The sequence below is a fragment of the Segatella copri genome (genome assembly GCF_026015465.1).
GTDB classification, from domain to species: Bacteria; Bacteroidota; Bacteroidia; order Bacteroidales; family Bacteroidaceae; genus Prevotella; species Prevotella copri_E.
Genome location: NZ_JAPDUQ010000002.1, coordinates 567,133 through 588,751, shown reverse-complemented (window position 1 = coordinate 588,751; position 21,619 = coordinate 567,133). Strand labels below are relative to the sequence as shown.

General features: G+C 45.8%; 21 protein-coding genes and 1 tRNA gene. 20 read left to right on the top strand and 2 right to left on the bottom strand.

What is annotated here, in order from left to right:
- The gene (locus ONT08_RS09425) at positions 1-642 is read left to right on the top strand and encodes an RloB family protein (RefSeq protein WP_264959770.1); all 642 of its coding nucleotides are present in this window, start codon (positions 1-3) and stop codon (positions 640-642) included.
- Positions 643-1,385: 743 nt separating this feature from the next.
- On the opposite strand, the gene ONT08_RS09420 is transcribed toward ONT08_RS09425, so the two are convergent.
- Positions 1,386-1,526, bottom strand: a complete 141-nt coding sequence (locus ONT08_RS09420; protein WP_006846531.1) for an N-acetylmuramoyl-L-alanine amidase — start codon at positions 1,524-1,526, stop codon at positions 1,386-1,388.
- 1,139 nt (positions 1,527-2,665) lie between these two features.
- On the opposite strand from ONT08_RS09420, the gene ONT08_RS09415 reads away from it, so the two are divergent.
- The 14 genes from ONT08_RS09415 (at position 2,666) to ONT08_RS09350 (ending at position 13,332) form a co-directional block, all read left to right on the top strand.
- Positions 2,666-3,340, top strand: a complete 675-nt coding sequence (locus ONT08_RS09415) for a DNA-binding protein (protein WP_153138684.1) — start codon at positions 2,666-2,668, stop codon at positions 3,338-3,340.
- 97 nt (positions 3,341-3,437) lie between these two features.
- Positions 3,438-3,533: a smalltalk protein gene (locus ONT08_RS09410; protein ID WP_153072405.1), complete on the top strand. Its 96-nt coding sequence runs from the start codon at positions 3,438-3,440 to the stop codon at positions 3,531-3,533.
- Between the two features lie 374 nt (positions 3,534-3,907).
- Complete coding sequence (locus tag ONT08_RS09405; RefSeq protein ID WP_264959769.1) at positions 3,908-5,410, top strand: ATP-binding protein; 1,503 nt, start codon at positions 3,908-3,910, stop codon at positions 5,408-5,410.
- Positions 5,411-5,474: 64 nt separating this feature from the next.
- Positions 5,475-6,275, top strand: coding sequence for a YqiA/YcfP family alpha/beta fold hydrolase (locus tag ONT08_RS09400; RefSeq protein WP_264959768.1), 801 nt, complete (start codon positions 5,475-5,477; stop codon positions 6,273-6,275).
- A gap of 2 nt (positions 6,276-6,277) precedes the next feature.
- Positions 6,278-6,577: a thioredoxin gene (gene trxA / locus ONT08_RS09395; RefSeq protein WP_117588276.1), complete on the top strand. Its 300-nt coding sequence runs from the start codon at positions 6,278-6,280 to the stop codon at positions 6,575-6,577.
- Positions 6,578-6,644: 67 nt separating this feature from the next.
- Positions 6,645-7,208: a flavin reductase family protein gene (locus ONT08_RS09390; protein ID WP_264959767.1), complete on the top strand. Its 564-nt coding sequence runs from the start codon at positions 6,645-6,647 to the stop codon at positions 7,206-7,208.
- Positions 7,209-7,456: 248 nt separating this feature from the next.
- Complete coding sequence (locus tag ONT08_RS09385; protein ID WP_118086278.1) at positions 7,457-8,083, top strand: type IV toxin-antitoxin system AbiEi family antitoxin domain-containing protein; 627 nt, start codon at positions 7,457-7,459, stop codon at positions 8,081-8,083.
- Entirely contained in the window at positions 8,080-8,910 is an 831-nt protein-coding gene (locus ONT08_RS09380) for a nucleotidyl transferase AbiEii/AbiGii toxin family protein (protein ID WP_264959766.1), read from the top strand. The genes ONT08_RS09385 and ONT08_RS09380 overlap by 4 nt, the downstream gene beginning before the upstream one ends.
- A 177-nt stretch (positions 8,911-9,087) precedes the next feature.
- Positions 9,088-9,756 carry an AlkZ-related protein gene (locus tag ONT08_RS09375; RefSeq protein WP_264959943.1) on the top strand — a complete coding sequence of 223 codons (669 nt, stop codon included), beginning with the start codon at positions 9,088-9,090 and terminating at the stop codon, positions 9,754-9,756.
- Between the two features lie 2 nt (positions 9,757-9,758).
- Positions 9,759-10,274: a pyridoxamine 5'-phosphate oxidase family protein gene (locus ONT08_RS09370; RefSeq protein ID WP_264959765.1), complete on the top strand. Its 516-nt coding sequence runs from the start codon at positions 9,759-9,761 to the stop codon at positions 10,272-10,274.
- A 170-nt stretch (positions 10,275-10,444) separates the two neighbouring features.
- Entirely contained in the window at positions 10,445-11,335 is an 891-nt protein-coding gene (locus tag ONT08_RS09365) for a helix-turn-helix domain-containing protein (protein WP_264959764.1), read from the top strand.
- Between the two features lie 103 nt (positions 11,336-11,438).
- The gene (locus ONT08_RS09360; RefSeq protein WP_264959763.1) at positions 11,439-12,197 is read left to right on the top strand and encodes a carboxymuconolactone decarboxylase family protein; all 759 of its coding nucleotides are present in this window, start codon (positions 11,439-11,441) and stop codon (positions 12,195-12,197) included.
- Positions 12,198-12,208: 11 nt separating this feature from the next.
- The gene (locus ONT08_RS09355; protein WP_264959762.1) at positions 12,209-12,889 is read left to right on the top strand and encodes a DNA alkylation repair protein; all 681 of its coding nucleotides are present in this window, start codon (positions 12,209-12,211) and stop codon (positions 12,887-12,889) included.
- A 2-nt stretch (positions 12,890-12,891) separates the two neighbouring features.
- A complete protein-coding gene (locus ONT08_RS09350) occupies positions 12,892-13,332 on the top strand; it encodes a ribonuclease H (RefSeq protein ID WP_117586990.1) in 441 nt (146 codons plus the stop codon).
- Between the two features lie 317 nt (positions 13,333-13,649).
- Here ONT08_RS09350 and ONT08_RS09345 read toward each other — a convergent pair.
- A tRNA-Arg gene (locus ONT08_RS09345) sits at positions 13,650-13,724 on the bottom strand.
- 241 nt (positions 13,725-13,965) lie between these two features.
- Between ONT08_RS09345 and ONT08_RS09340 the strand changes: the two genes are divergently transcribed.
- The 5 genes from ONT08_RS09340 to ONT08_RS09320 all read left to right on the top strand — a co-directional run bounded on the left by ONT08_RS09340 (position 13,966) and on the right by ONT08_RS09320 (position 21,597).
- Positions 13,966-17,199 (top strand): S41 family peptidase, encoded by a 3,234-nt coding sequence (locus tag ONT08_RS09340; RefSeq protein WP_264959761.1) that lies wholly within the window; start codon positions 13,966-13,968, stop codon positions 17,197-17,199.
- Between the two features lie 310 nt (positions 17,200-17,509).
- Positions 17,510-18,463, top strand: a complete 954-nt coding sequence (gene ftsY, locus ONT08_RS09335) for a signal recognition particle-docking protein FtsY (protein ID WP_117728375.1) — start codon at positions 17,510-17,512, stop codon at positions 18,461-18,463.
- 3 nt (positions 18,464-18,466) lie between these two features.
- The gene (rimO, locus tag ONT08_RS09330) at positions 18,467-19,768 is read left to right on the top strand and encodes a 30S ribosomal protein S12 methylthiotransferase RimO (RefSeq protein WP_264959760.1); all 1,302 of its coding nucleotides are present in this window, start codon (positions 18,467-18,469) and stop codon (positions 19,766-19,768) included.
- Between the two features lie 57 nt (positions 19,769-19,825).
- On the top strand, positions 19,826-20,116 hold the full coding sequence (locus ONT08_RS09325) for an HU family DNA-binding protein (protein WP_006846479.1): 291 nt from the start codon (positions 19,826-19,828) through the stop codon (positions 20,114-20,116).
- Positions 20,113-21,597, top strand: a complete 1,485-nt coding sequence (locus tag ONT08_RS09320; protein WP_264959759.1) for an HU family DNA-binding protein — start codon at positions 20,113-20,115, stop codon at positions 21,595-21,597. Before ONT08_RS09325 ends, ONT08_RS09320 begins: the two co-directional genes overlap by 4 nt.
- Positions 21,598-21,619 lie beyond the last annotated feature (22 nt).

The window sequence follows — 21,619 nt, the reverse complement described above, 5'->3', positions numbered from 1 at the left end:
ATGAGACAAAGAAAAGACTTTCAACGAATAGAAGGAGTTAAATCTTCTCGACTCATCGTCATAGCTGCCGAAGGAAGAGCAACCGAAAACATTTACTTCGAGGCTATGCGCCAGGAACTATGTGCAACTAATGTACAGCTGGTTGTTCTAAACCGAGAAGATGACAATTCTAATCCTGCCAATGTCCATCGCCAGATTAAGGATTTCATGGATGAATACAACATTTTGGACGATGACCAACTGTGGATTGTTATCGATCGTGACGACTGGAAGGAAAAGATGCTTGCCGACATTGCACAGCTATGTCAGCAAAACAGCAATCTCAGATTCTGCATGAGCAATCCATGTTTCGAACTTTGGCTGATATTGCACCTTGAAGACATCGAAGATTATTCGGAAGAGGATAAGAAGAACCTCTTTGAAAATCCTCGCTTGTCAACTCATGGTACATGGACGAAATATCATCTTCGCAAACTGATGGGACATTATCAGGAATCAGACTATGATCCATCCACCTTGCTTCCACATGTCGAAGAGGCTATATGTAGAGCTGAAAAGCTGGATATAAACCCAAAAGACAGATGGCCGCAGACTACTGGAACCAGAGTTTATTTACTTGCAAAAAGCATCATGGACAGATAATGACCGTACAGATAAGTCGTGAGATACATTCCAAGACGATGCAATAATCCAGCGTCCCTTACGTTATTACAGAAGAAGAGGACTACCGCATCCGCAACCGAAGGGAGACCTTCATCAGGGAAACAGGCACCGAGAAAACGGTACTCATCACGATGATCACCTCCTTTGGACTTGCGCCGGGCGGCTATTCTGATGACATCCAATGCCAGCTGACGATGGCAGATTTATTCAGATAAAAGCCGACCTCTCAAAAATGATAAAAAAACACGTTTTAGCACGAAAATGCAGATTTTGAGTGTTTACAAAGGTTAAATATGTTAAATCTTCAACCCCTAAAAATGGGGGTTTGTAAAGATAAGTGACATACAAAATGAATGAAATCAAGTGAAACCAAGTGAAAATACGAAAATCGTAAGTAGCTGATAATCAACATTCTTTTCATTCAGAAGGAAAGCGGCTCACAAATAGCGCGTTAACTTTTAACCGACTGAGAATCAATGACATTCATTATTTGCGTGGGAAAGTGAAAGGCGTAGAAAAGGGCTCAAAAAGATACTTGAAAAAAGTAGGAATGTAGGACTAAAAAGTACTGAATATCAGATAATTAAGTAGATAAAAATCCTTACATTTTAGCCCGGCTTTCATATGGCTCAAACCTATGTTAAATAACTGACATTCAGTTGGTTACGTTTGGTGCATCGGGAAATAAGTATAAATAGGGAACGCAGTGCGTTCCCTATCTGTTAGCCCCACTCCTTCTTCACATTAAAGCAGGGGCAGGCTTTGTTGGCAAATTCATTATGACCATGAATCGTGGCTAATGGATATTCCTCCTTCAGCTGCTCAATGAGGGCATGAATTAAAGTGCAAAATCGGCTATTCATGGGCTAAAAAACGGGTTTATGTAATCAGAAAATTCTAATTTTTCCGTTTTTCATCGCTGAAAACAGGTATTGGAAGAATGCATAAAAAGCGAATGCTATGATTTAAAAAGTAAATATATATTCCATTCATAACCAAACATACAGACTTCACTTCACACACGAAATATACATACTAAATAACTATATAACAATAGGTTATCTCTTTTCATCTTAGTATTGTTATTATGCAGTTTCTAGCTTTCCGGACTATTGCTACGTCAATATTTTGTTAATTGCTAGCAAAGATAATAAAAAGTTGGCAAACCAAAGAATTTTATCACGTTATTTAACGGAAAAATACAAAATATGGGGGTTAGGAAGATGTTTTACCCCTCTCCTAAGGGTAAAAAATGCCCCTCCTCGGACTCTAAATCATGCTCTAAAGGTAGGTAATTTTGACAAAAATAGAAGAAATGACAGGTAGAAAACAGGCAAAAGAAGAACAATAAGGCACGAATATGAACCTGATGAATGTAGATTATTTTATACGTACACAATTATAGCAAGACTACATACAAATCATATATAATATTAATAACCAACACTTTAGCGCATCTAACAATTCATTATCTCCCATCACTATGAGGATTATATTCCGGTCATTTTCGGTCATGGTCATTTCCGGTCATTTTCGTTTCGGGGGAGAAAAGGTCATCTATAGTATAATATAAATATATATTTATATTTACTATAGCTCAAAATGACCCAACTCATTTTGAAAATGACCGAAAATGACCATGACCGGAAATGACCGCTTTTCCCATTCTTAGTTCTCCATTGTACGTTTTTCTGCGTGTTTTCTGTTATTTGCAATAAAGTTCAGACAGAAAATCAATAGAACTTATTGTATTACAGCTACTTACAGCATTTCTTGCATAAAAAGTCAGGGTGAAAGCTTGCATTCTGCCCAAAAATGTTGTATCTTTGCACCGGCAATCGAAAGAACAGCCTTTTGTGCCTTGCTCGGGTCTTCTCTTAAGACCTACACGGGTTATAAAAGATGGCAGGCGCCGGTCATCAATGAAGACCCCGAAAACGGCAGGAACGGGGCGTTCTGGGGAGTTGCAAAACAAAGGACTCTAAACATACTACAAACGACTATGATTAATTACAGCATCGTAATGCGTAGCGTGAACGCAAATCTTCTGGAAATCAACCAGGCGAAGTCACGCATCAACCAGGCAAAGAAGGAGGGTAAGACCCCTGACCCAAAGGACCTGGAACTCGTGAAGACCGAGAAGCAGAATGCTTTCGCCATCTCACAGTACACCGACATCATGACCATCGAGAAGTTTGCCAAGCACATCACCTCTCATGGTAGTGTTTATTCGAGAGCCGACATCAGCGCCATCCTCTACATCGCCGTAGACTGCATGCGTGAGATGTTGCTCGAGGGCAAGAAAATCCGTCTGGGCGACCTCGGTGATTTCTCTCTCCTTCTCACCTCAAAGGGTGCCGAGGATGCTGACAAGTTCACCTCGCAGAACATCACCGGTGTGAAGGTTCAGTGGGAGCCTGGTCAGGAGTTCAAGAACCTTCGCGATGACGCCGAGTTCAACCTCGTAGCCAGCCGCAGCGCTCAGGCAGCCGTTATCAAGGCGATTAAGGAGGGTAAGACCAACGTTGACCTCAACGCCCCAACCACTCCGGATAATACGCCAGGCGGTTCTACCCCAGGTGGTTCAAACACCGGTCAGACCGGCAGCGATGGCCAAGGCTCTGAATCAGGCGGCGGTACTACCGGCAAGGACGATACTGGCGACGGCCTCGAATAGCCCAAGGATAGACTGGCTAGGGTGCTAGCCCCTAGCCCAACCTATCCGCCCCCCAAAAAAGTAAACATAAAACACTAAACATTAAACACTAAGAAAGATGAAAGCGAACACTTGGAAAACAATTCTTCAGATAGCCATCAGCATACTGACCGCTATCGCTACTACGCTCGGAGTAACGAGCTGCATGGGATAAAAACCAAAACGACCGCTCACCTCAATATGAGGAGAGTGGTCATTTTCGTTCTACCGAGAATTCCGGTCATGAAGGGTCAAAGTCATTAAGGGTCATTATCATTTTCAATCCCCCCAAAAGGGTCCGGTCATTAAGGTCACGGTCATTAAGGTCATTAAGGATTTCGGTTTTTCAAAAATCCCTCAATATCCCTCTATCTTATAAAATAAGGTTAAATCAAGTTCGCCCTGCCAACAAAATCCATCCATAAAATCACTTTTCTGAATATTTTTTGTATTTTTGCAGATATATTGCCTAATAAGGGAGTTGAACATAGCTTATCCTCCTAGATTACAGGCGCATAATGAATAATCAAAAATTAAGTAAATATGGACATGGCAAAATATATAGGTGAGACTACTGAATACGATAAGAAGCAGGAAGTGGAACGCCGTAAAGTGAAAAGTTGGCTGAAGAGCGTCAGCGCCTTTGCCAATGGCAGTGGCGGTTGCCTATTGTTTGGTATTGCCGATGACGATACTATCATAGGGTTGACCGATGCCAAGACTGATGCCGAATTTATCAGCCAGAAAATTAAGGAGCGCATTGATCCTATGCCGCAAATCGACTTGAAGATAGAGCGTGTAGAAGACAAGGAATTGCTCATTCTTCATGTGCATGGAGGCGAAGATACACCTTATTATTATATAGGCGACAGCGTTCTTGAAACCTTTGTGCGCATTGGCAACGAATCGGTTGTGGCTGATAGTACCGAACATAAGCGTCTAGTATTAAGAGGTCGCAACTCTTCATTCGATGCACGCCCAAGCGATGAAATGTTTGAAGATTATGCATTTTCAAAGCTTCGCAGCCGCTACTATGCCTGGAATGGTCTGAGCTTCGACAATAAGCTCTACCGCTCGTTTGGCCTGGTTGACAACAAGGGAATACTTACCTATGCCGGTCTGTTGATGGCAGACGAATGTCCATTGCGCCAAAGCCGTGTGTTCTGCACAAGATGGAACGGCAAGACAAAAGCAGGAGGAAGCATCGATGCTCTCGACAGCGCAGAGATTACAGGCGGACTTGTAACTCTTCTTGAAGACACCATGTCCTTCATCCGTCGCAACAATCGTACCCTTTGGTATAAAGAACCGATGCAGCGCATCGAGATCCCTCAATATATGGAACGTTGTGTGATGGAAGTTGTAGTGAATGCATTGGCTCATCGCGACTATCTTATCCAGGGTAGCGAGGTTCATGTAGATATGTACGATGACCGTATGGTGATATATTCTCCAGGTTCCATGCCAGAAGGAAGACTTATTCAAACAATGAACTTAGAAGACATTCCTTCTGTCAGACGCAATCCAGTTATCGCAGATATCTTTGCTCAGTTGGGTTATATGGAGCGTAAAGGTTCGGGCATGGGCAAAATCATCAAACCGATTAAGGCTCTTCCTTACTTTGAAGAAAAGATGCTCCCAACCTTCTTCTCCGACCGTGCTCAGTTTACTGTCACATTCCCGAATATGATCTTAGCCTGGCAGGAATCTCATCCTGATATTGAGGTAAACTTTGTGGAAAATGAAGGTGATACTCAAGATGTCCCTCAAGATGTCCCTCAAGATGTCCCTCAAGATGTCCCTCAAGATGTCCCTCAAGATGTCCCTCAAGATGTCCCTCAAGATGTCCCTCAAGATGTCCCTCAAGGTGATGATATAGATAAATGGATCGAGTATCAAGTAGCTGTTTATCCTAAAATAACAACAGAAGAATTGGCTTTACAAATAGGCGTAACATCTAAAACTATTAAGCGTCGTATCGCAAAAATGCCTCATATTGTATATGTAGGTAGCGGCTATAGCGGTCATTGGGAAGTAAGGAAAAAGGAATGAAACAAAAACTAATCCTGCATCCATCCAATTTGCTACATAAAGATACAGACAATAATTTATAAGAATGAAGAAAATACTTTTCCTACACGGATTCTTCGCCACGGGCAGCTGTCCGATGGCGAGGGCCTTGAAAGAGGCGTTTGAGGGGATGGCGGTGGTGCTGACTCCCGACCTGCCATTGCACCCCAAGGAGGCACTGAAGGAGATTCGCTCCATCATCGACCGGGAGCAGCCCGACTTGCTTCTGGGCAACAGCTGCGGCTCTTTCCTCGCCCAGATGCTGGCTCCAGTGGTGGGCATTCCTGCCCTGCTCGGCAATCCGTATTTCATGATGACGGAGTTTCTGAAGGAGCGAATCGGCGAGCATGAATACAAAGCACCGAGAAGGGACGGCAATCAGCGGCTGGTGATTGACGAGGCGCTGATTGAGGAGTTTGCAGAGCTGGAAGCCGTGCAGTTTGACCATTGCAACCCCTATTATAAGGATCGTGTGTGGGGACTTTTTGGTGAGCAGGACACCCTGGCTCACTTCTCCCCTCTCTTCCTGAAGCACTACAACCAAGCCTTCCATTTCCCAGGCGGTCATACGCCTACAGAGCAGGAGGTGAAGACCTGGTACGCTCCCCTTGCCCAGAAAATGCTGATGGAGTTTTCTGCAAAGGAAGAAAGATATTTCCAGCACTTTAAGGGTGGCAAATACAAATTCATCCATTCTGCCTTCGACTCCGAGACTCAGGAGCGCATGGTGGTTTATCAGGCCCTCTATGGAGACCAAGCCTATTGGGTAAGACCGGAAGATATGTTCTTCGGGAAAGTAACAAGGGACGGCAGAACTTTCAATCGTTTCACAGAGATAGACAAATAATTATGGAGACATTCAATAATGTAATAAACAGTGGCCAGCTTGTTCTGGTCGATTTCTTTGCTACCTGGTGCCAACCTTGCAAGGCGATGCACCCCATTCTGGAGCAGGTGAAGAGTGTATTGGGCGACCGCATCCGAATCATCAAGGTGGATGTGGACAAGTACGGCGTAACAGCAAGCCAATACCGCATCCAATCCGTGCCTACGCTGATGCTCTTCCGAAACGGAGAAGTATTGTGGCGCACAAGCGGTGTGGTAGATAAAGCCGAACTGCTGGCTACGCTTGATCCTTTCTTGACATAAAAGATAAAAAGAATAATCTTATGCGCATAATAGGAAACTTATAATAACAATATAAAGTACGAAGCATATGAAAAGTTTTGCACCAAAGCCGTGGTTTGCACCACAGCCTGTGCTGATTATCGGCACGTATAATAAGGAAGGAGTTGCCAACGCAATGAACGCTGCCTGGGCTGGACAGTGGGACATGAAGGAGATTATGATCTCGATGGGAAATCACGTCACCAAAAACAACCTGAAGCTTGGCGGCGAGTTTACCGTTGCCTTCGCTACCAAGAAAACCATGGTGGCTTCTGATTTCGTGGGCATTGTTTCTGCCAAGAACGACCCGAAGAAGATGGAGAAGACGGGATGGAACATCGAGAAGGCGACTATGGTCAACGCTCCTGTGTTCACCGATTTCCCAATGACCCTGGAGTGCCGCATCAAGGAGAAGTATGACGAAAGCGAAACCGGCTATTATCTCGTTGCCGAAATCGTCAATATTCTTGTAGATGAGAAGTATCTGGCAGAAGACGGAAATCCAGACATGGAAAAGATGGAGCTGATTGTCTTCGACCCTATTCATCACGGCTATATCCAACTGGGCGAGAAAGTCGGAAACGCTTTCTCCGACGGCAAGGCTTTGAAATAATTGAACATGAATTTTCCAGAAATATATTCAGCAACAGGCATATAAACGGTATGTAAAAATACTGCTATTCTGATGTGGGCAATGAGAATGCTATGGAATAGGAGCACTATTCAGACTCGGAGTATGTAGCCTAATTTCTGCATCAATATTTAGCGGTCTAACTAAGCAACTTGTTAAAATAGCCAAAAATAGAACAGAAAAGCAAGCAAAAGTTCGTTTTCTATTCCAGATTTTACTATTTTTGCACCATGATAATGGATTTAGAACATATAGGTAACATACCAGTCAGTACTTCAGCTATAGCTTCATTGTTTACTAACATTGAAGCAGGGAATCAGAAAGTACGCAGTCTTGAGGCGGCTCATAAAATTATCCGACTCAAGAAGGGGCTTTATGTGGTAGCCCCAAATGTGTCTCGTGTTGCTCTATCCACAGAACTGATAGCCAATCATCTTTATGCTCCTTCGTATGTGTCTATGCAGACAGCCTTACGTTATTATGGATTAATACCAGAAGCTGTTTATACTACTCAGTCTATGACACTAAAGCACTCACGTAGTTTTGATACTCCTGTCGGGCGTTTTGAGTATAAGAACATGTCAAGAGAAGCCTTTTCAATAGGGATTACAAGCATCAATATGCAGAGTTACGCCTTTCTGATGGCAACACCAGAAAAAGCTCTCTGTGACTTAATCGCAAATTCTCCGAAGGTTAATTTACGTTACCTGAAGGATGTAGAGAACTATTTGGAGGAGGACATCCGAATGGAAACAGATGATTTCAGGAATATGGACATAAGTATATTTGAGCGATATGCTCAGGTTGGGAAAAAGTCTAAATCCATAGAAACTCTAATTAAATATTTAAGGAAATGAATACAAACGAGATATTCAATCAAATGCTTTCGAGCTATGACATAACGACCGAACTGCAAAAGCGCAATGCTATCTTTGAGGTCAACCAGCAGATTATTCTTTCTGGTCTTTACAATGGTGGCTTTTTCAACGAGGCAGCTTTCTATGGTGGAACATGTCTGCGTATATTCCATGGATTGCAACGTTTCTCTGAGGATATGGATTTTTCCCTGCTTGCTCCGAATGAAAACTTTGATTTTACATATTATTTTCAGCCCATCATTGACCAATTCGCTATGGTGGGTAGAGAGGTTGAGATCAGAAAGAAGGACAAAAAGAACTTTGGCAAAGTAGAGTCTGCCTTTCTGAAAGACAACACAGATGTATATGATATTACATTCCAAACTGAGAAATCTGTTAAGATCAAGATTGAAGTTGATACTCAACCTCCTTTGAAATTCCAAACAGAACAGAAGTTGCTTCTGCTCCCCCAATCTTTCATGACACGATGTTTCACTTTGCCAGCCCTCTTTGCAGGAAAGATGCATGCACTGGTGTATCGTGCCTGGAAGAACAGAGTCAAGGGACGTGATTGGTATGACTTCGAATGGTATGTTCGCCACAATGTTCCTCTTGACTTTACTCACTTGTGCGAAAGAGCCTTACAGTTCAATCACGAAGAGCTTGACAAGGAGACGTTCCTTCAAAAACTGAATGAAAGACTTGCCACGGCAGACATGAATCAAATAAAGGCAGACGTGTTGCCTTTTGTCAGGAATCCCAAAGAGTTGGATATTTGGTCGAATGACTATTTTATGGAACTTGCAAAAATGATCAGATTTGAATGAAAGAAACATTTAGAAAACATCTGGACAGATCATTTCACCGGAAATTCAGCATCAGGAAAGGTCATGGTGAAATGCGGTTTCTCTGACACCGAAATGCTGAACAGATGCAGCCAGCTTGTGGGTGGCAACAAGAATATGGTTAAAGTGTTTAAGTACAAAGAATAAAAATAAATGAACATGAATTTTCCAGAAATATATTCAGCAACAGGCATGATGGAGCTGATTCAGGAGATCGGCTTCCTCCCCCTCCTCGATAGCGGCATTGAAGGATTCTCTGCCGAAGACATCGTGGCAGAAGACTGCGGTTACGTAAGACTTCCTGAAGACGGTTGGGACTGGCCGCTATGGAAATGGAAGGGCGAGATTGTGCAGGAAATGCCGTGTATGTACGGAAAGTTCTTTAACAAGAAAGCGGGATTCATCAGCCAGGAATGGTGGTCGGACTTCTGCAACTACAGAAGAAGCAAATACCCCCGTCCGGATGAAGAATCGATAGAAGGAGCCATTCTCAGTACACTTCAAACTACCGGCAGTCTCATCACGAGAGAGCTTCGGGCTGCCTGCGGTTTTACTGGAAAGGGAATGAGAAGCAAGTTTGACGGTTATCTCACCCGACTGGAAATGGCGACTTACATCGTGACCGAGGATTTCATCTACCCTCGTGACAAGCATAACCATGAATATGGCTGGGGATGGTCGCTGCTCAATACTCCCGAAGATCTCTATGGCAAAGAGGCTTGCCAATGCAACCGAACTCCCGAAGAGTCTTATCAGAGGATTTTCGAGCATCTGAAAGAAAATCTGCCTGATGCTTCGGATAAACAGATTATTAAATTAATTGGATAAAAATGAGAAAAGAATCAAGAGCAATGGATAGTGAGTGGGCATTGGAAGTAATGCACAAGGCTCCGTATATAACTGTCAGTTTTATTGACGAAGAAGGCAAGCCTTATGGTTTACCCCTGTCACTCGCATCAGATGATGATGTGAATTGGTATTTTCATGGTGCCTTGGAAGGCAAAAAACTGGAGGTAATCAAGACTCATCCCGAGGTTTGCCTTTCAGCCGTAACCCGTTGTGCGCCTACGGTTGGTCCGAAAGACGGCAGTTTCACCCTGCAATTCAAATCAGCCATTGCATTCGGTAAGGCAGAAATCGTGACCGAGGATGCAGAGAAGATTCATGGTCTCCGACTAATCAGTGAACGTTTCCTTCCTCAACACATGGATGCTTTCGACCAGAGCATCGCCCGTTCCCTATCACGCACGGCTGTTGTTCGCATCACGCTTACTGAGCCTCCAACCGGAAAGCGCAAGCAGTATGATAAGGAGGGTGTGGAAATGAAATATGGAAGAATGGAATAAATCTCCGATAATGGTAAAATCTTCCGGAAACCAGGTATAAGCTCTTTTGGAGAATGTGCGTATCTTTGCATAAGATAAACTGCACTCGGCAATTTGAAAGCAAGCTTTCATTGCGCTCATTTGCATTATCTTTGCACCCAAGAAATTTAGAAATTTAAAAGCATAGGATTATGAAGGAATTATTCTTTAATACAATACAGGAGTTCAATGACTTCATAGGGGTGAAAACACTTCATCCTCTGGTGAGCATTGCGCGTGTAGAGAACACCTCTCCTATTCAAGAGGCTGTGCATCACTACGGACTTTATGCCCTCTTTCTGAAGGAAAACAAGGGATGTAAATTGTCATACGGCAGAACAGAATATGACTTTGACGAAATGACCGTAACCTCGTTTGCTCCGGGACAATCAATAAAAGTAGAACCCATTCCAGGAGTTCCGATTGCCAAATATACGGTATTGATTTTCCATCCCGAGCTACTCAACCGCACCCAGCTTGGCAAGAACATCTCCCGATACGAGTTCTTCGACTATACAAGCAACGAAGCTCTACATCTATCCGCTGCCGAGGTAAACATCTTTCGTGATGTACTCTCAATGATTAAGCAGGAACTTCAGCATCCTATAGATAGACATTCGCGTGAACTCATCGTTTCAAACATCGAGTTGCTGCTGAACTACTGCCTGCGCTTCTACGACCGACAGTTTATCACACGCGAGGAGATAAATCATTCGGTGGTAAAAAAGTTCATCTCTCTGCTCGATGAATACATTGCCCGGAAAGCGGAGCATGAAGGGTTGCCTACCGTAGCCTACTTTGCCGACAAATGCTGCTATTCGCCTAAATATTTCGGCGAATTAGTCAAGACAGAGACTGGCAGAACCGCAAAGAGTCTGATCAACGACCGACTACTTTCAGCAGCCCGCCAACTACTTGTAGATGAAACCTTAACCATTACGCAAGTCAGCCAGCGCCTCGGCTTTGAATATTCTCAGCACTTCGTCCGCTTTTTCAAGGCACAGACGGGAAAGACTCCAAGCGAGTACCGCAAGACTGCTTAAATATAATGAAGCATATATAGAATAACTGTTATTTTTTACATCGAAGATGTTTTCTGGAGAAGAATTTGAAAATATGGAGAAGAATTTTAAAAAAAATGATACAATGAAGAAAATAGTACAGAAAGCAGGGCGCACCCAACTGGGTGAGTTTGCCCCGGAGTTCGCCCACCTCAACGACGACATCCTTTTCGGAGAAGTATGGAGCCGCAATGACCTGCTTTCATTGCGCGACCGCAGTTTGGTAACAATCACTTCGCTCATCAGCCAAGGAATCACCGACAACTCACTGAAATATCACTTGCAGTCGGCAAAAAATAACGGAATTACCCGCACGGAAGCGGCAGAGATTATTACTCACATCGCCTTCTACGCCGGCTGGCCAAAGGCCTGGGCTGCCTTCAATCTGGCAAAGGAGGTATGGGACGAAGATGTGAAAGGAGAAGACGCCAAGGCTGCTTTCCAGCGCGAGATGATATTCCCTGTTGGCGAACCCAACACAGCTTATGCCAAATACTTCAAAGGCAACAGTTATCTGGCACAAATATCTGATAGTCAGATACCTTTCTTCAACGTTACCTTTGAGCCTGGCTGCCGTAACAACTGGCACATGCACCACGCTACAAAGGGTGGCGGGCAAATGCTGGTAGGCGTAGCCGGACGTGGCTGGTATCAGGAGGAAGGAAAGCCTGCGCAGGAAATCCTCCCCGGCACAGTCATCCACATTCCTGCCAACGTGAAGCATTGGCACGGTGCAGCAAAAGACAGCTGGTTTGCCCACCTCGCCTTTGAAATACCTGGCGAGAACACATCCAACGAGTGGCAGGAGGCTGTGAGCGATGAGGAATATAACAAGATAAAATAACAATAAGATTTATGACTTCACTTCAAGAAAGACTGTTCGCCATGCAGGATAAGCAGTATGCTGCTTTCCAGACCAAACTGACACCGGGAGTGCCTGTGGAAAGTTTCATAGGCATACGTGTGCCTGTGCTTCGCAAGTTCGCTAAAGAATTTACAAAGGAGTCAGAATGCAAGGAATTTCTTCATCAGCTTCCTCACGAATACTACGATGAGAACATGCTTCACGGTCTCCTCATTTCAGAGGTGAAGGACTACGAGGAATGCATTCGTCTTACAGACAGTTTCCTGCCTTTCGTGGACAACTGGGCAGTGTGCGACATCATGTCTCCGAAGGTGTTTGCCAAACACAAGAAGGAACTGTTGGCGAAGATTACGGCTTGGAGTAAATCATCACACGTTTATACCTGTCGCTTTGGAATAGAGACACTTATGTCTCATTACCTGGATAAAGACTTCAAGGCAGAATATCTTGAAATTCCTGCATCAGTAAGGAGCGAAGAGTATTACGTAAAGATGATGGTAGCCTGGTTCTTCGCTACCGCCCTTGCCAAGCAATGGGACCAGGCGATTCCCTACATCGAGCAAAATCGCCTTGCTCCCTGGACGCACAACAAGACCATCCAGAAGGCCATCGAGAGCTACAGAATCACGCCCGAGCAGAAGAAATATCTACGGACATTGAAGATAAAATAATTATGACACAAAATACATCTACATATTACGTTTGGATAGGTGGCTCATGTGATTATGGCCATAAAGAGCGAGCTGGTGGTGCTGCCGTAGTAATTGAGCATAACAGCAACATCATCAGCCGTGATGTAATCAGCGACCTACACACCACTGAGTTCCGCATGATGCTTACCCTCATGGTGAAGGTAATGCAGGAAATACCGGAAGGTTCCGACATTCTCTTCCTGACCAATGCCGCCTATATTCAGAACTTTGACAAGACTCCAACGGCTAAATCAGCCAATCCAGACTTGATCATTCAATGCATCGAGGAAAAGAAAAGACACAACTCAGTAGGAGTCAAGATTGTGCAATATCACAAAAGCCCATTGCTGATAGAAACCCATGACATGGCTACGGCAGCAATGGCTAAGACAAGAAAAGAGTTTCATCAGAAAAACAAATAAATGTTTAGGGGCGTTTTCCGGTCATTAAGGTCACGGTCATTAAGGTCATTAAGGATTTTAACTTCTCTATTCTGATAACACATTAGCGCTTTTTGATAACACATTTGTAATACACATGGATGATTTCTCAATACGTCAAATTCATAACATATTGATTAACAGCTATTTACAAAAAGAGTACATAAAAGAGGAATAAGTGATAAAATATATTTAAAAACAAAAAGAACAACAGAGATAAGTACCTATGAATAAGCAACTTACTACTATTGTTCTCTCACGCTATTTTGTACAAATAAGTTTCATTTTGCTTATTATAGTGATTCCGTTGGGATTCGAACCCAAGACCCACAGCTTAGAAGGCTGTTGCTCTAATCCAACTGAGCTACGGAACCAACACTTTTCAAAACGCAAACCAGCTAACCAATAACACAATCAGCCACTTTTCTTATTTGCGGCTGCAAAGGTACATATATTTTTTGAATACACCAAACTTTTTCTCACTTTTTTCTTTTTTTATGCTTAAATATCGCAAAAAATAACTACCTTTGCATCCGTTAGGAGCAAGAAACAGCATTCTGCCCCCGAAAGAGAAGAGATTTTTATAACGCATATTCAAACATAAAACATACGCAAATGAAAAAGTTAATCTTTTCAGTAGCCCTGCTCTCAGCAGCACTCTCTGCCAGCGCAGAAGAACATCCGCTCTGGATGCGCTACCCAGCCATCTCGCCCGATGGCACTACCATCGCCTTCGCTTATAAAGGCGACCTCTACAGTGTTTCTGTCAACGGCGGTGAAGCACGACAGCTCACAACCCATGCAGCCTTCGATTCGCATCCTGTATGGAGCCCTGACAGCAAGAAAATTGCCTTCCAGTCTAACCGCGAAGGAAGTCTCGACATCTTTGTAATCGATGCAAAAGGCGGTGCTCCTACCCGACTCACCACCAACAGCGGCAACGAAACACCTATCGCCTTTGCAGACAACGACCATGTGCTCTACTCTGCCAGTCTGCAGCCTACAGCCCAGAGCATCATCTTCGGCGACAACACATTCCCACAAGTATATAAGGTAAGCACCAAGGGCGGAAGACCGGAACTCTTCTCTACCCTCACCATGGAGGATATCAGCATCGCCAAGAACGGCGACATTCTCTACCACGACAAAAAGGGATACGAAGACCCATGGCGCAAACATCAGAAATCACCTATCGCTCGCGACATCTGGCTGAAAAGTAACGGAAAGTTTGCCAAGCAGACTACCTTTGCCGGCGAAGACCGCTCGCCAGTATGGACATCAGACGAGAAATCATTCTTCTATCTGAGCGAGCAGGACGGCACATTCAATATCTACCGCCGCAGCCTCAACAGTTCAAGCGACAAGCAGATTACCCACCACAAAGGCAATCCGGTAAGATTCCTCACTGCATCCAGCGCCGACCTGCTCTGCTACGGATATGATGGCGAAATCTACACCGTGAAAGAAGGTGGAGAGCCTCAGAAGGTGAACATCTCCATTACAACAGATAATGACGCTCCAAGCCTCGTACGTCAGATTAAAAGCTGGGGAGCTACAGAGATTTCCGTTTCGCCAGACGCCAAGGAAGTGGCTTTCGTGATGCATGGCGACGTATACGTAACTTCTGTAGAATACACCACTACCAAGCGCATTACCGACACACCGCAGCAGGAGCGCAACCTGAGTTTCTCGCCAGACGGCAGAGCACTGGTCTATGCAGCCGAGCGCAATGGCGTATGGCAGATTTACCAGTCTAAGATCAAGAACGAGAAAGAGAAGAACTTCACCTACGCTACCGACATCGAGGAAGAGCAGCTGGTGAAAACAGGCATTACATCGCAGTATCCTCAATACTCTCCTGACGGCAAGGAAGTGGCTTTCTTCGAAGACCGCGCTGCACTCCGCATCGTCAATCTGAAATCGAAGGAAATCCGTACCGTGCTCGATGGCAAATACGTCTACTCTTACAGCGATGGAGACATCGATTTCGAATGGTCACCAGACAGCAAATGGCTCCTTTCAACCTATATCGGCAACGGCGGCTGGAACAACCAGGATATTGCGCTGGTAAAGGCTGACGGCAAGGAGGTTCACAACCTGACCAATTCCGGTTACAGCGACAGCAACGGCAAATGGGTGCTCGACGGCAAGGCAATGCTCTTCCAGAGCGACAGAGCCGGCTACCGCAGTCATGGAAGCTGGGGAGCTGAAGACGATGCCTACATCATGTTCTTCGACCTGGACGCCTACAACCGCTTCAACATGAGCAAGGAAGAAATAGAACTGGCTGACGCCAACAAGGACGAAAAGGAGAAGAAGGAAGACGAGAAGAAGGAAGAGGCTAAAAAGAAGGCTGACGAAAAGCAGAAGAAGACCGGAAAGATAGAGGTGGAAAAAGTGAAGCCACTGGAGCTGGACATCGAAAACTGCCGCGACAGAATCGTACGCCTCACTGCAAACTCTTCGCACATGGGCGATGCTGTTCTCTCTAAAGACGGCGACAAGCTCTACTACCAGGCAGCCTTCGAGGATGATTACGACCTCTGGCAGCACGACCTGAAGGACGGCTCTACCAAGCTCGTGATGAAGGGCGTAGGCCAGGGCAACCTACAGACCGACAAGGATGTGAAGAACCTCTTCATCTGCAACGGAAGCAGCATCAAGAAGGTGGATCTGAGCGGATTCAGCACCAAGAACATCAGCTTTGAGGCTAACTTCAACTATAAGCCAGCCGAGGAGCGCCAGTATCTCTTCGACCACGTATGGCGACAGGTGAAAGACAAGTTCTACGACCCTAAGATTCATGGTGTTGACTGGGAAGGTTACCGCAAGACCTATGAGAAGTTCCTGCCTTACATCAACAACAATTTCGACTTCCAGGAGATGTTGAGCGAAATGCTTGGCGAGCTGAACGCTTCGCATACAGGAGCCCGCTACTACGCTTCGAACAGCGCGCTTACCACCGCCAATCTGGGTGTCTTCTTCGACCCTCAGTATCAGGGCGACGGCCTGAAGATTCAGGAGATTATCAAGCGTGGTCCTTTCGATGTGAAGAATACGGGCGTTACAGCCGGCAGCATCATCGAGAGCATCGACGGCGAGGAGATTAAAGCCGGAATGGACTACTTCCCATTGCTCGACGGAAAGGTTGGCAAGAATGTACGCCTCGGCATCAGAAACGCCAAGGGCAAGAAGAAGGAGGTTACGGTGAAGGCTATCTCTCAGGGCAAACTCAACAACCTGCTCTACAAGCGATGGGTAGACCGCAACCGCGCTTTCGTTGACAGCATTTCGGGCGGACGCATCGCTTATGTTCACGTTAAGGCGATGGATTCGGAGAGTTTCCGCACCGTTTACAGCGAACTGCTGAGCGACAAGAACCGAAACAGAGACGCTGTAATCGTAGACGAGCGCCATAATGGTGGCGGCTGGTTGCACGATGATCTCTGCACCCTGCTCAACGGCAAGCAGTATCAGGAGTTTGTGCCTCACGGTAAGGTAGTTGGCCGCGATCCGTTCAACAAATGGGTGAAGCCATCTTGCGTCATGATCTGCGAGAACGATTACAGCAACGGTCATGGTTTCCCATGGGTTTACAAGGAACTCGGAATCGGCAAGCTGATCGGTGCTCCTGTAGCAGGAACCATGACAGCCGTATGGTGGGAAACGCTGATGGACAACACGCTGGTATTCGGTATTCCTCAGGTAGGCTGCCGCGACATGCGTGGCGTGTTCGGCGAGAACACCCAGCTGAACCCAGACATCGAGGTTTACAACAGTCCGGAAGATTTCATCAATGGCCATGATACCCAGCTCGAAAGAGCCGTAAAGGAAATGATGAAGAAATAAACAGAACGCCCTGCAAGGGTCCAGAAGCCAAACCACTTCTGTCCCTTTGCAGGGCGAATTGTTTTTGTATCTGACAACATTATTTATTAAACCTTATTAACCCACATTATCAGTAAAAAACCTTCTGTCATGACATAAAACCCTCTAAATCTTTACTTTTTTTCTTGAAAAGGGCGAAAAAGCAAGTGAAAAAGCCATAAAATAAAAAAAAATGAGTATCTTTGCAGAAGATAAGCTGCACTCGGCAATTTGAAAGCAAGCTTTCATTGCGCTCGTTTGCATTATCTTTGCAGAAAATAAAAACAAGATTATGGGATTATTCGGATTATTCAGCAACAAAAAGAAAGAAACTCTCGATAAGGGACTTGAAAAAACCAAGGAGAGTGTGTTTGGCAAACTGGCGCGCGCCGTTGCCGGAAAGTCTACCGTCGATGATGATGTGCTCGACGATCTCGAAGAGGTACTCATCACTTCAGACGTAGGTGTAGAAACCACGGTCAAGATTATCCGCCGCATCGAAGAACGTGTGGCCCGCGATAAATATGTTTCAACCAGCGAGCTCAACCGCATTCTGCGCGAGGAAATCGCCATTCTCCTCTCCGAGAATCACAGCGATGACCTGGCAGACTGGGATCTCCCTGCCGACCATAAGCCTTACGTAATCCTCGTAGTAGGCGTAAACGGCGTGGGCAAGACAACCACCATCGGCAAGCTGGCTTACCAGTTTAAGAAGGCTGGCAAGAAGGTTGTTCTGGGAGCTGCCGACACCTTCCGTGCCGCTGCCGTAGAGCAGATTTGCATCTGGGGCGAGCGCGTGGGTGTGCCTGTAGTGAAACAGCAGATGGGAAGCGACCCGGCAAGCGTGGCGTTCGACACCCTGCAGAGCGCCAAGGCAAACGGCGCCGACGTGGTGCTCATCGATACGGCAGGCCGACTGCACAACAAGGTGAACCTGATGAATGAGCTCAAGAAAATAAAGGAAGTGATGAAGAAGGTAATGCCTGAAGCACCAGACGAGGTAATGCTCGTGCTCGACGGAAGTACCGGACAGAATGCATTCGAGCAGGCTAAGCAGTTCTCTGCCGTTACCAACATCTCCTCGCTCGCCATCACCAAGCTCGACGGAACCGCTAAGGGCGGCGTTGTAATCGGCATCAGCGACCAGCTCAAGGTGCCTGTAAAATACATCGGACTGGGCGAAGGTATGGAAGATCTGCAGCTCTTCAACAAGACAGAATTCGTAGACTCGCTCTTTAAAAATTAGAAAATGAAGAAAAATCAGATAGATATTATTACCCTGGGCTGCTCGAAGAATCTCGTAGACAGCGAGTTGCTGATGAAGCAGTTTGAGGCAAACGGCTACCATTGCGTTCACGATTCAAAGCGCCCTCAGGGCGAGATAGCCGTCATCAATACGTGCGGATTCATCGAGGATGCAAAGCAGGAAAGCATCGACACCATCCTGGAGTTTATCCAGGCTAAGGAAGAAGGCCGACTCAGAAAGCTCTACGTAATGGGCTGCCTCTCGCAGCGCTACCAGAAGGAACTGGAAGAAGAAATGCCTGAAGTGGATAAATTCTACGGCAAATTCAACTACAAGCAGCTTCTGCAGGAACTCGGCAAGGCGGAAGTTTCATCCTGCAACGGCCAGCGCCATCTCACTACTCCGCGCCATTATGCCTACATCAAGATAGCCGAGGGCTGCAACCGCCACTGTGCCTACTGCGCCATTCCTATCATCACCGGCAAGCACGTTTCCCGTCCGAAGGAAGAGATTCTGCAGGAGGTGCGCGAACTGATAGCTGAAGGCGTAAAGGAGTTTCAGATTATCGCTCAGGAACTCACCTACTATGGCGTAGATATTGACGGCAAGCATCATATTACCGAACTCATCAGCGAGATGGCTGATATTCCGGGCGTGAAATGGATTCGCCTGCATTACGCTTATCCAAACCAGTTCCCTATGGATCTTCTGGACGTGATGCGCGAGAAGCCAAACGTATGCAAATATCTCGACATTGCCCTCCAGCACATCAGCGACCACATGCTCACCAGCATGCATCGCCACGTAACGAAGCAGGAAACCATCAATCTGCTGAAGGCCATCCGCGAACGCGTGCCAGGCATTCACATCCGCACTACGCTGATGGTTGGTTTCCCAGGCGAGACAGATGAGGATTTCCACGAGCTCCTCGACTTCGTACGCGAACAGAGATTTGAGCGCATGGGCGCCTTTGCCTACTCTGAGGAAGAAGGAACCTACAGCGCCACCCACTACGAAGACAATGTGCCTGCCGAAGTAAAACAGCGCCGACTGGACGAACTGATGATTCTGCAGCAAGACATCAGCTCTGAGGTTGAGGCTGATAAAGTGGGCAAAACCATGACCGTTATCATCGACCGCAAGGAAGGCGATTACTACATCGGACGAACAGAGTTCTGCTCTCCGGAAGTAGACCCTGAGGTTCTGATCCGTGCCGATGAGAAGCGTCTGCGCGTGGGTTGTTTCTATCAGGTAGAAATTACTGCAAGCGAGGAATTTGACCTCTATGGCAAGGTGGTGAAATAATCATTCTCTCCCCCATAGCCTGGAGTTTAAGAAAATTTGACTACATATTAAATAAATATGAACAATAAGGAATACATCGCTGAACTGGCTCAGCAAACCGGCTATTCGCAGGAAGACACCCAGAAGTTGGTGCGCAAGGCGATAGACGCTATGATTGCCGAGTTTGAGGATGGAGAAGCTGTCTCTATCCCCAATTTTGGCACCTTCGAAGTGAAGAAGCGCATGGAGCGAGTGGTGGTTAATCCTACTACCAAAAAGCGCCAGCTGGTGCCGCCTAAGTTGGTGTTGGGTTTCCGACCGGTTGCTTCGGTCAAGGAAAAACTAAAGAATGGAGGGGATGAGCAATGAGCAAATTCAGTTTAAATACACTCGGAAAACTACTTGCTGACAAAAGCGGGCTGAGCCAGGTGGAAGCAGAACTATTCATCCGGAAGATGTTTGATGTGTGCAACCAGGGACTCGATGCCGACAAGCAGGTGAAGATAAAATGGCTGGGCACTTTTAAGGTACAGGCCACGAAAGACCGTGAAAGCATCAATGTGAACACGGGCGAGCGCTTCACCATTGAAGGCAGAGACAAACTCACCTTCACGCCTGACAACATCCTGAAAGAAATCGTAAACAAGCCATTCGCCCAATTTGAAACGGTGGTGGTAAATGACGGCGTAGATTTCGATGAAATAGATGAGAAGTTTGGAGAAGAACAGACAGAAGATGCTCCTGCACAAGTAATCGATTTTCTGGACGAAGAAAAAACTGCAACTCCAAATCCGGAGGTTGTCGTAATCGAATCAGAAAAGGAAAAGGAAAAAGAAGCCGAAGACGAACTGGCAAAGCAAATTGCTATTGAACAAGCTAAACTGGAAAAATTAAAACAAGCCCAACTGGAGCAGGAAAGAATACAGAAAGAAAAGCTTGAAAAAGAAAAGCAAGAGCAGGAAAGACTGGAACAGGAAAGACTGGAGCAGGAAAGACTTGAGCAGGAAAGGCTGGAGCAGGAAAGACTGGAGCAAGAAAGGCTGGAACAGGAAAGGCTGGAGCAGGAAAGGCTGGAGCAGGAAAGACTGGAGCAGGAAAGACTGGAGCAAGAGAAGCTTGAATTAGCCCAGCAACAGCAAGCCCTGAAAGCAGTTGTTGAACCTGCAGTACCTGCATCAGATGAATCTGAAGAAGAAGAGGAGGAAGAAGAATCTTCCAATTCTCATCATATTGTTATTCCTCGCTATCTGGTCGTTGCAGTCTGTCTCATCGTAGTAGCTTTGATTGGCGGAATGGGATGGTTTGCCTTCAACTATGGTCAGATGACTGCCCAGCGCGATCATCTAGCCATGCAGCTAAACCAGTATCACCAGGCTCCAGCCAAGAAAGTCCCAGCCAAACCAGCTGCCGCCCCACTCTCTCAGGAACAGAAACTCCGCCAGAAAGCGATGGAAGACAGCATCCGTATGGCAAAAACTGCAGAAGCAGTAAAACTGGCTGAAAATTCGGATGAGGAAAGTGCTAGCGCTGAAAAAGCCAAGCAGACTGAAGCAAAAGCTAAGGCTGAAGCGAAAGAAAAGGCTAAAGATAAAGCCGAAGAAAAGGCTACTTCGAAAATAGCATCATCCCAGTATGATAAGGATGCTCGCGTACGCACGGGAGCTTACCGAATCGTAGGAGTTGCCCAAACCGTTACGGTTGGCGCCGGTCAGACCCTCGAACAGATCAGCACCCGCCATTTAGGTTCGGGTATGGAATGCTACGTAGAAGCCCTGAATGGTACAAGCACCGTAAAAGCCGGACAGAAAATCAAGATTCCGAAACTGGAATTGAAAAAGAAAAAGAAATAAAATACTGAACAAACAAAAAATC

Coding starts and splice junctions, on each gene's coding strand:
- ONT08_RS09415 (WP_153138684.1), top strand. CDS start 2,666: ATGATTAATTACAGCATCGTAATGCGTAGCGTGAACGCAAATCTTCTG.
- trxA (WP_117588276.1), top strand. CDS start 6,278: ATGGAGACATTCAATAATGTAATAAACAGTGGCCAGCTTGTTCTGGTC.
- ONT08_RS09385 (WP_118086278.1), top strand. CDS start 7,457: ATGATAATGGATTTAGAACATATAGGTAACATACCAGTCAGTACTTCA.
- ONT08_RS09405 (WP_264959769.1), top strand. CDS start 3,908: ATGGCAAAATATATAGGTGAGACTACTGAATACGATAAGAAGCAGGAA.
- ONT08_RS09410 (WP_153072405.1), top strand. CDS start 3,438: ATGAAAGCGAACACTTGGAAAACAATTCTTCAGATAGCCATCAGCATA.
- ONT08_RS09320 (WP_264959759.1), top strand. CDS start 20,113: ATGAGCAAATTCAGTTTAAATACACTCGGAAAACTACTTGCTGACAAA.
- ONT08_RS09350 (WP_117586990.1), top strand. CDS start 12,892: ATGACACAAAATACATCTACATATTACGTTTGGATAGGTGGCTCATGT.
- ftsY (WP_117728375.1), top strand. CDS start 17,510: ATGGGATTATTCGGATTATTCAGCAACAAAAAGAAAGAAACTCTCGAT.
- ONT08_RS09365 (WP_264959764.1), top strand. CDS start 10,445: ATGAAGGAATTATTCTTTAATACAATACAGGAGTTCAATGACTTCATA.
- ONT08_RS09420 (WP_006846531.1), bottom strand. CDS start 1,526: ATGAATAGCCGATTTTGCACTTTAATTCATGCCCTCATTGAGCAGCTG.
- ONT08_RS09380 (WP_264959766.1), top strand. CDS start 8,080: ATGAATACAAACGAGATATTCAATCAAATGCTTTCGAGCTATGACATA.
- rimO (WP_264959760.1), top strand. CDS start 18,467: ATGAAGAAAAATCAGATAGATATTATTACCCTGGGCTGCTCGAAGAAT.
- ONT08_RS09340 (WP_264959761.1), top strand. CDS start 13,966: ATGAAAAAGTTAATCTTTTCAGTAGCCCTGCTCTCAGCAGCACTCTCT.
- ONT08_RS09425 (WP_264959770.1), top strand. CDS start 1: ATGAGACAAAGAAAAGACTTTCAACGAATAGAAGGAGTTAAATCTTCT.
- ONT08_RS09390 (WP_264959767.1), top strand. CDS start 6,645: ATGAAAAGTTTTGCACCAAAGCCGTGGTTTGCACCACAGCCTGTGCTG.
- ONT08_RS09360 (WP_264959763.1), top strand. CDS start 11,439: ATGAAGAAAATAGTACAGAAAGCAGGGCGCACCCAACTGGGTGAGTTT.
- ONT08_RS09400 (WP_264959768.1), top strand. CDS start 5,475: ATGAAGAAAATACTTTTCCTACACGGATTCTTCGCCACGGGCAGCTGT.
- ONT08_RS09375 (WP_264959943.1), top strand. CDS start 9,088: ATGAATTTTCCAGAAATATATTCAGCAACAGGCATGATGGAGCTGATT.
- ONT08_RS09325 (WP_006846479.1), top strand. CDS start 19,826: ATGAACAATAAGGAATACATCGCTGAACTGGCTCAGCAAACCGGCTAT.
- ONT08_RS09355 (WP_264959762.1), top strand. CDS start 12,209: ATGACTTCACTTCAAGAAAGACTGTTCGCCATGCAGGATAAGCAGTAT.
- ONT08_RS09370 (WP_264959765.1), top strand. CDS start 9,759: ATGAGAAAAGAATCAAGAGCAATGGATAGTGAGTGGGCATTGGAAGTA.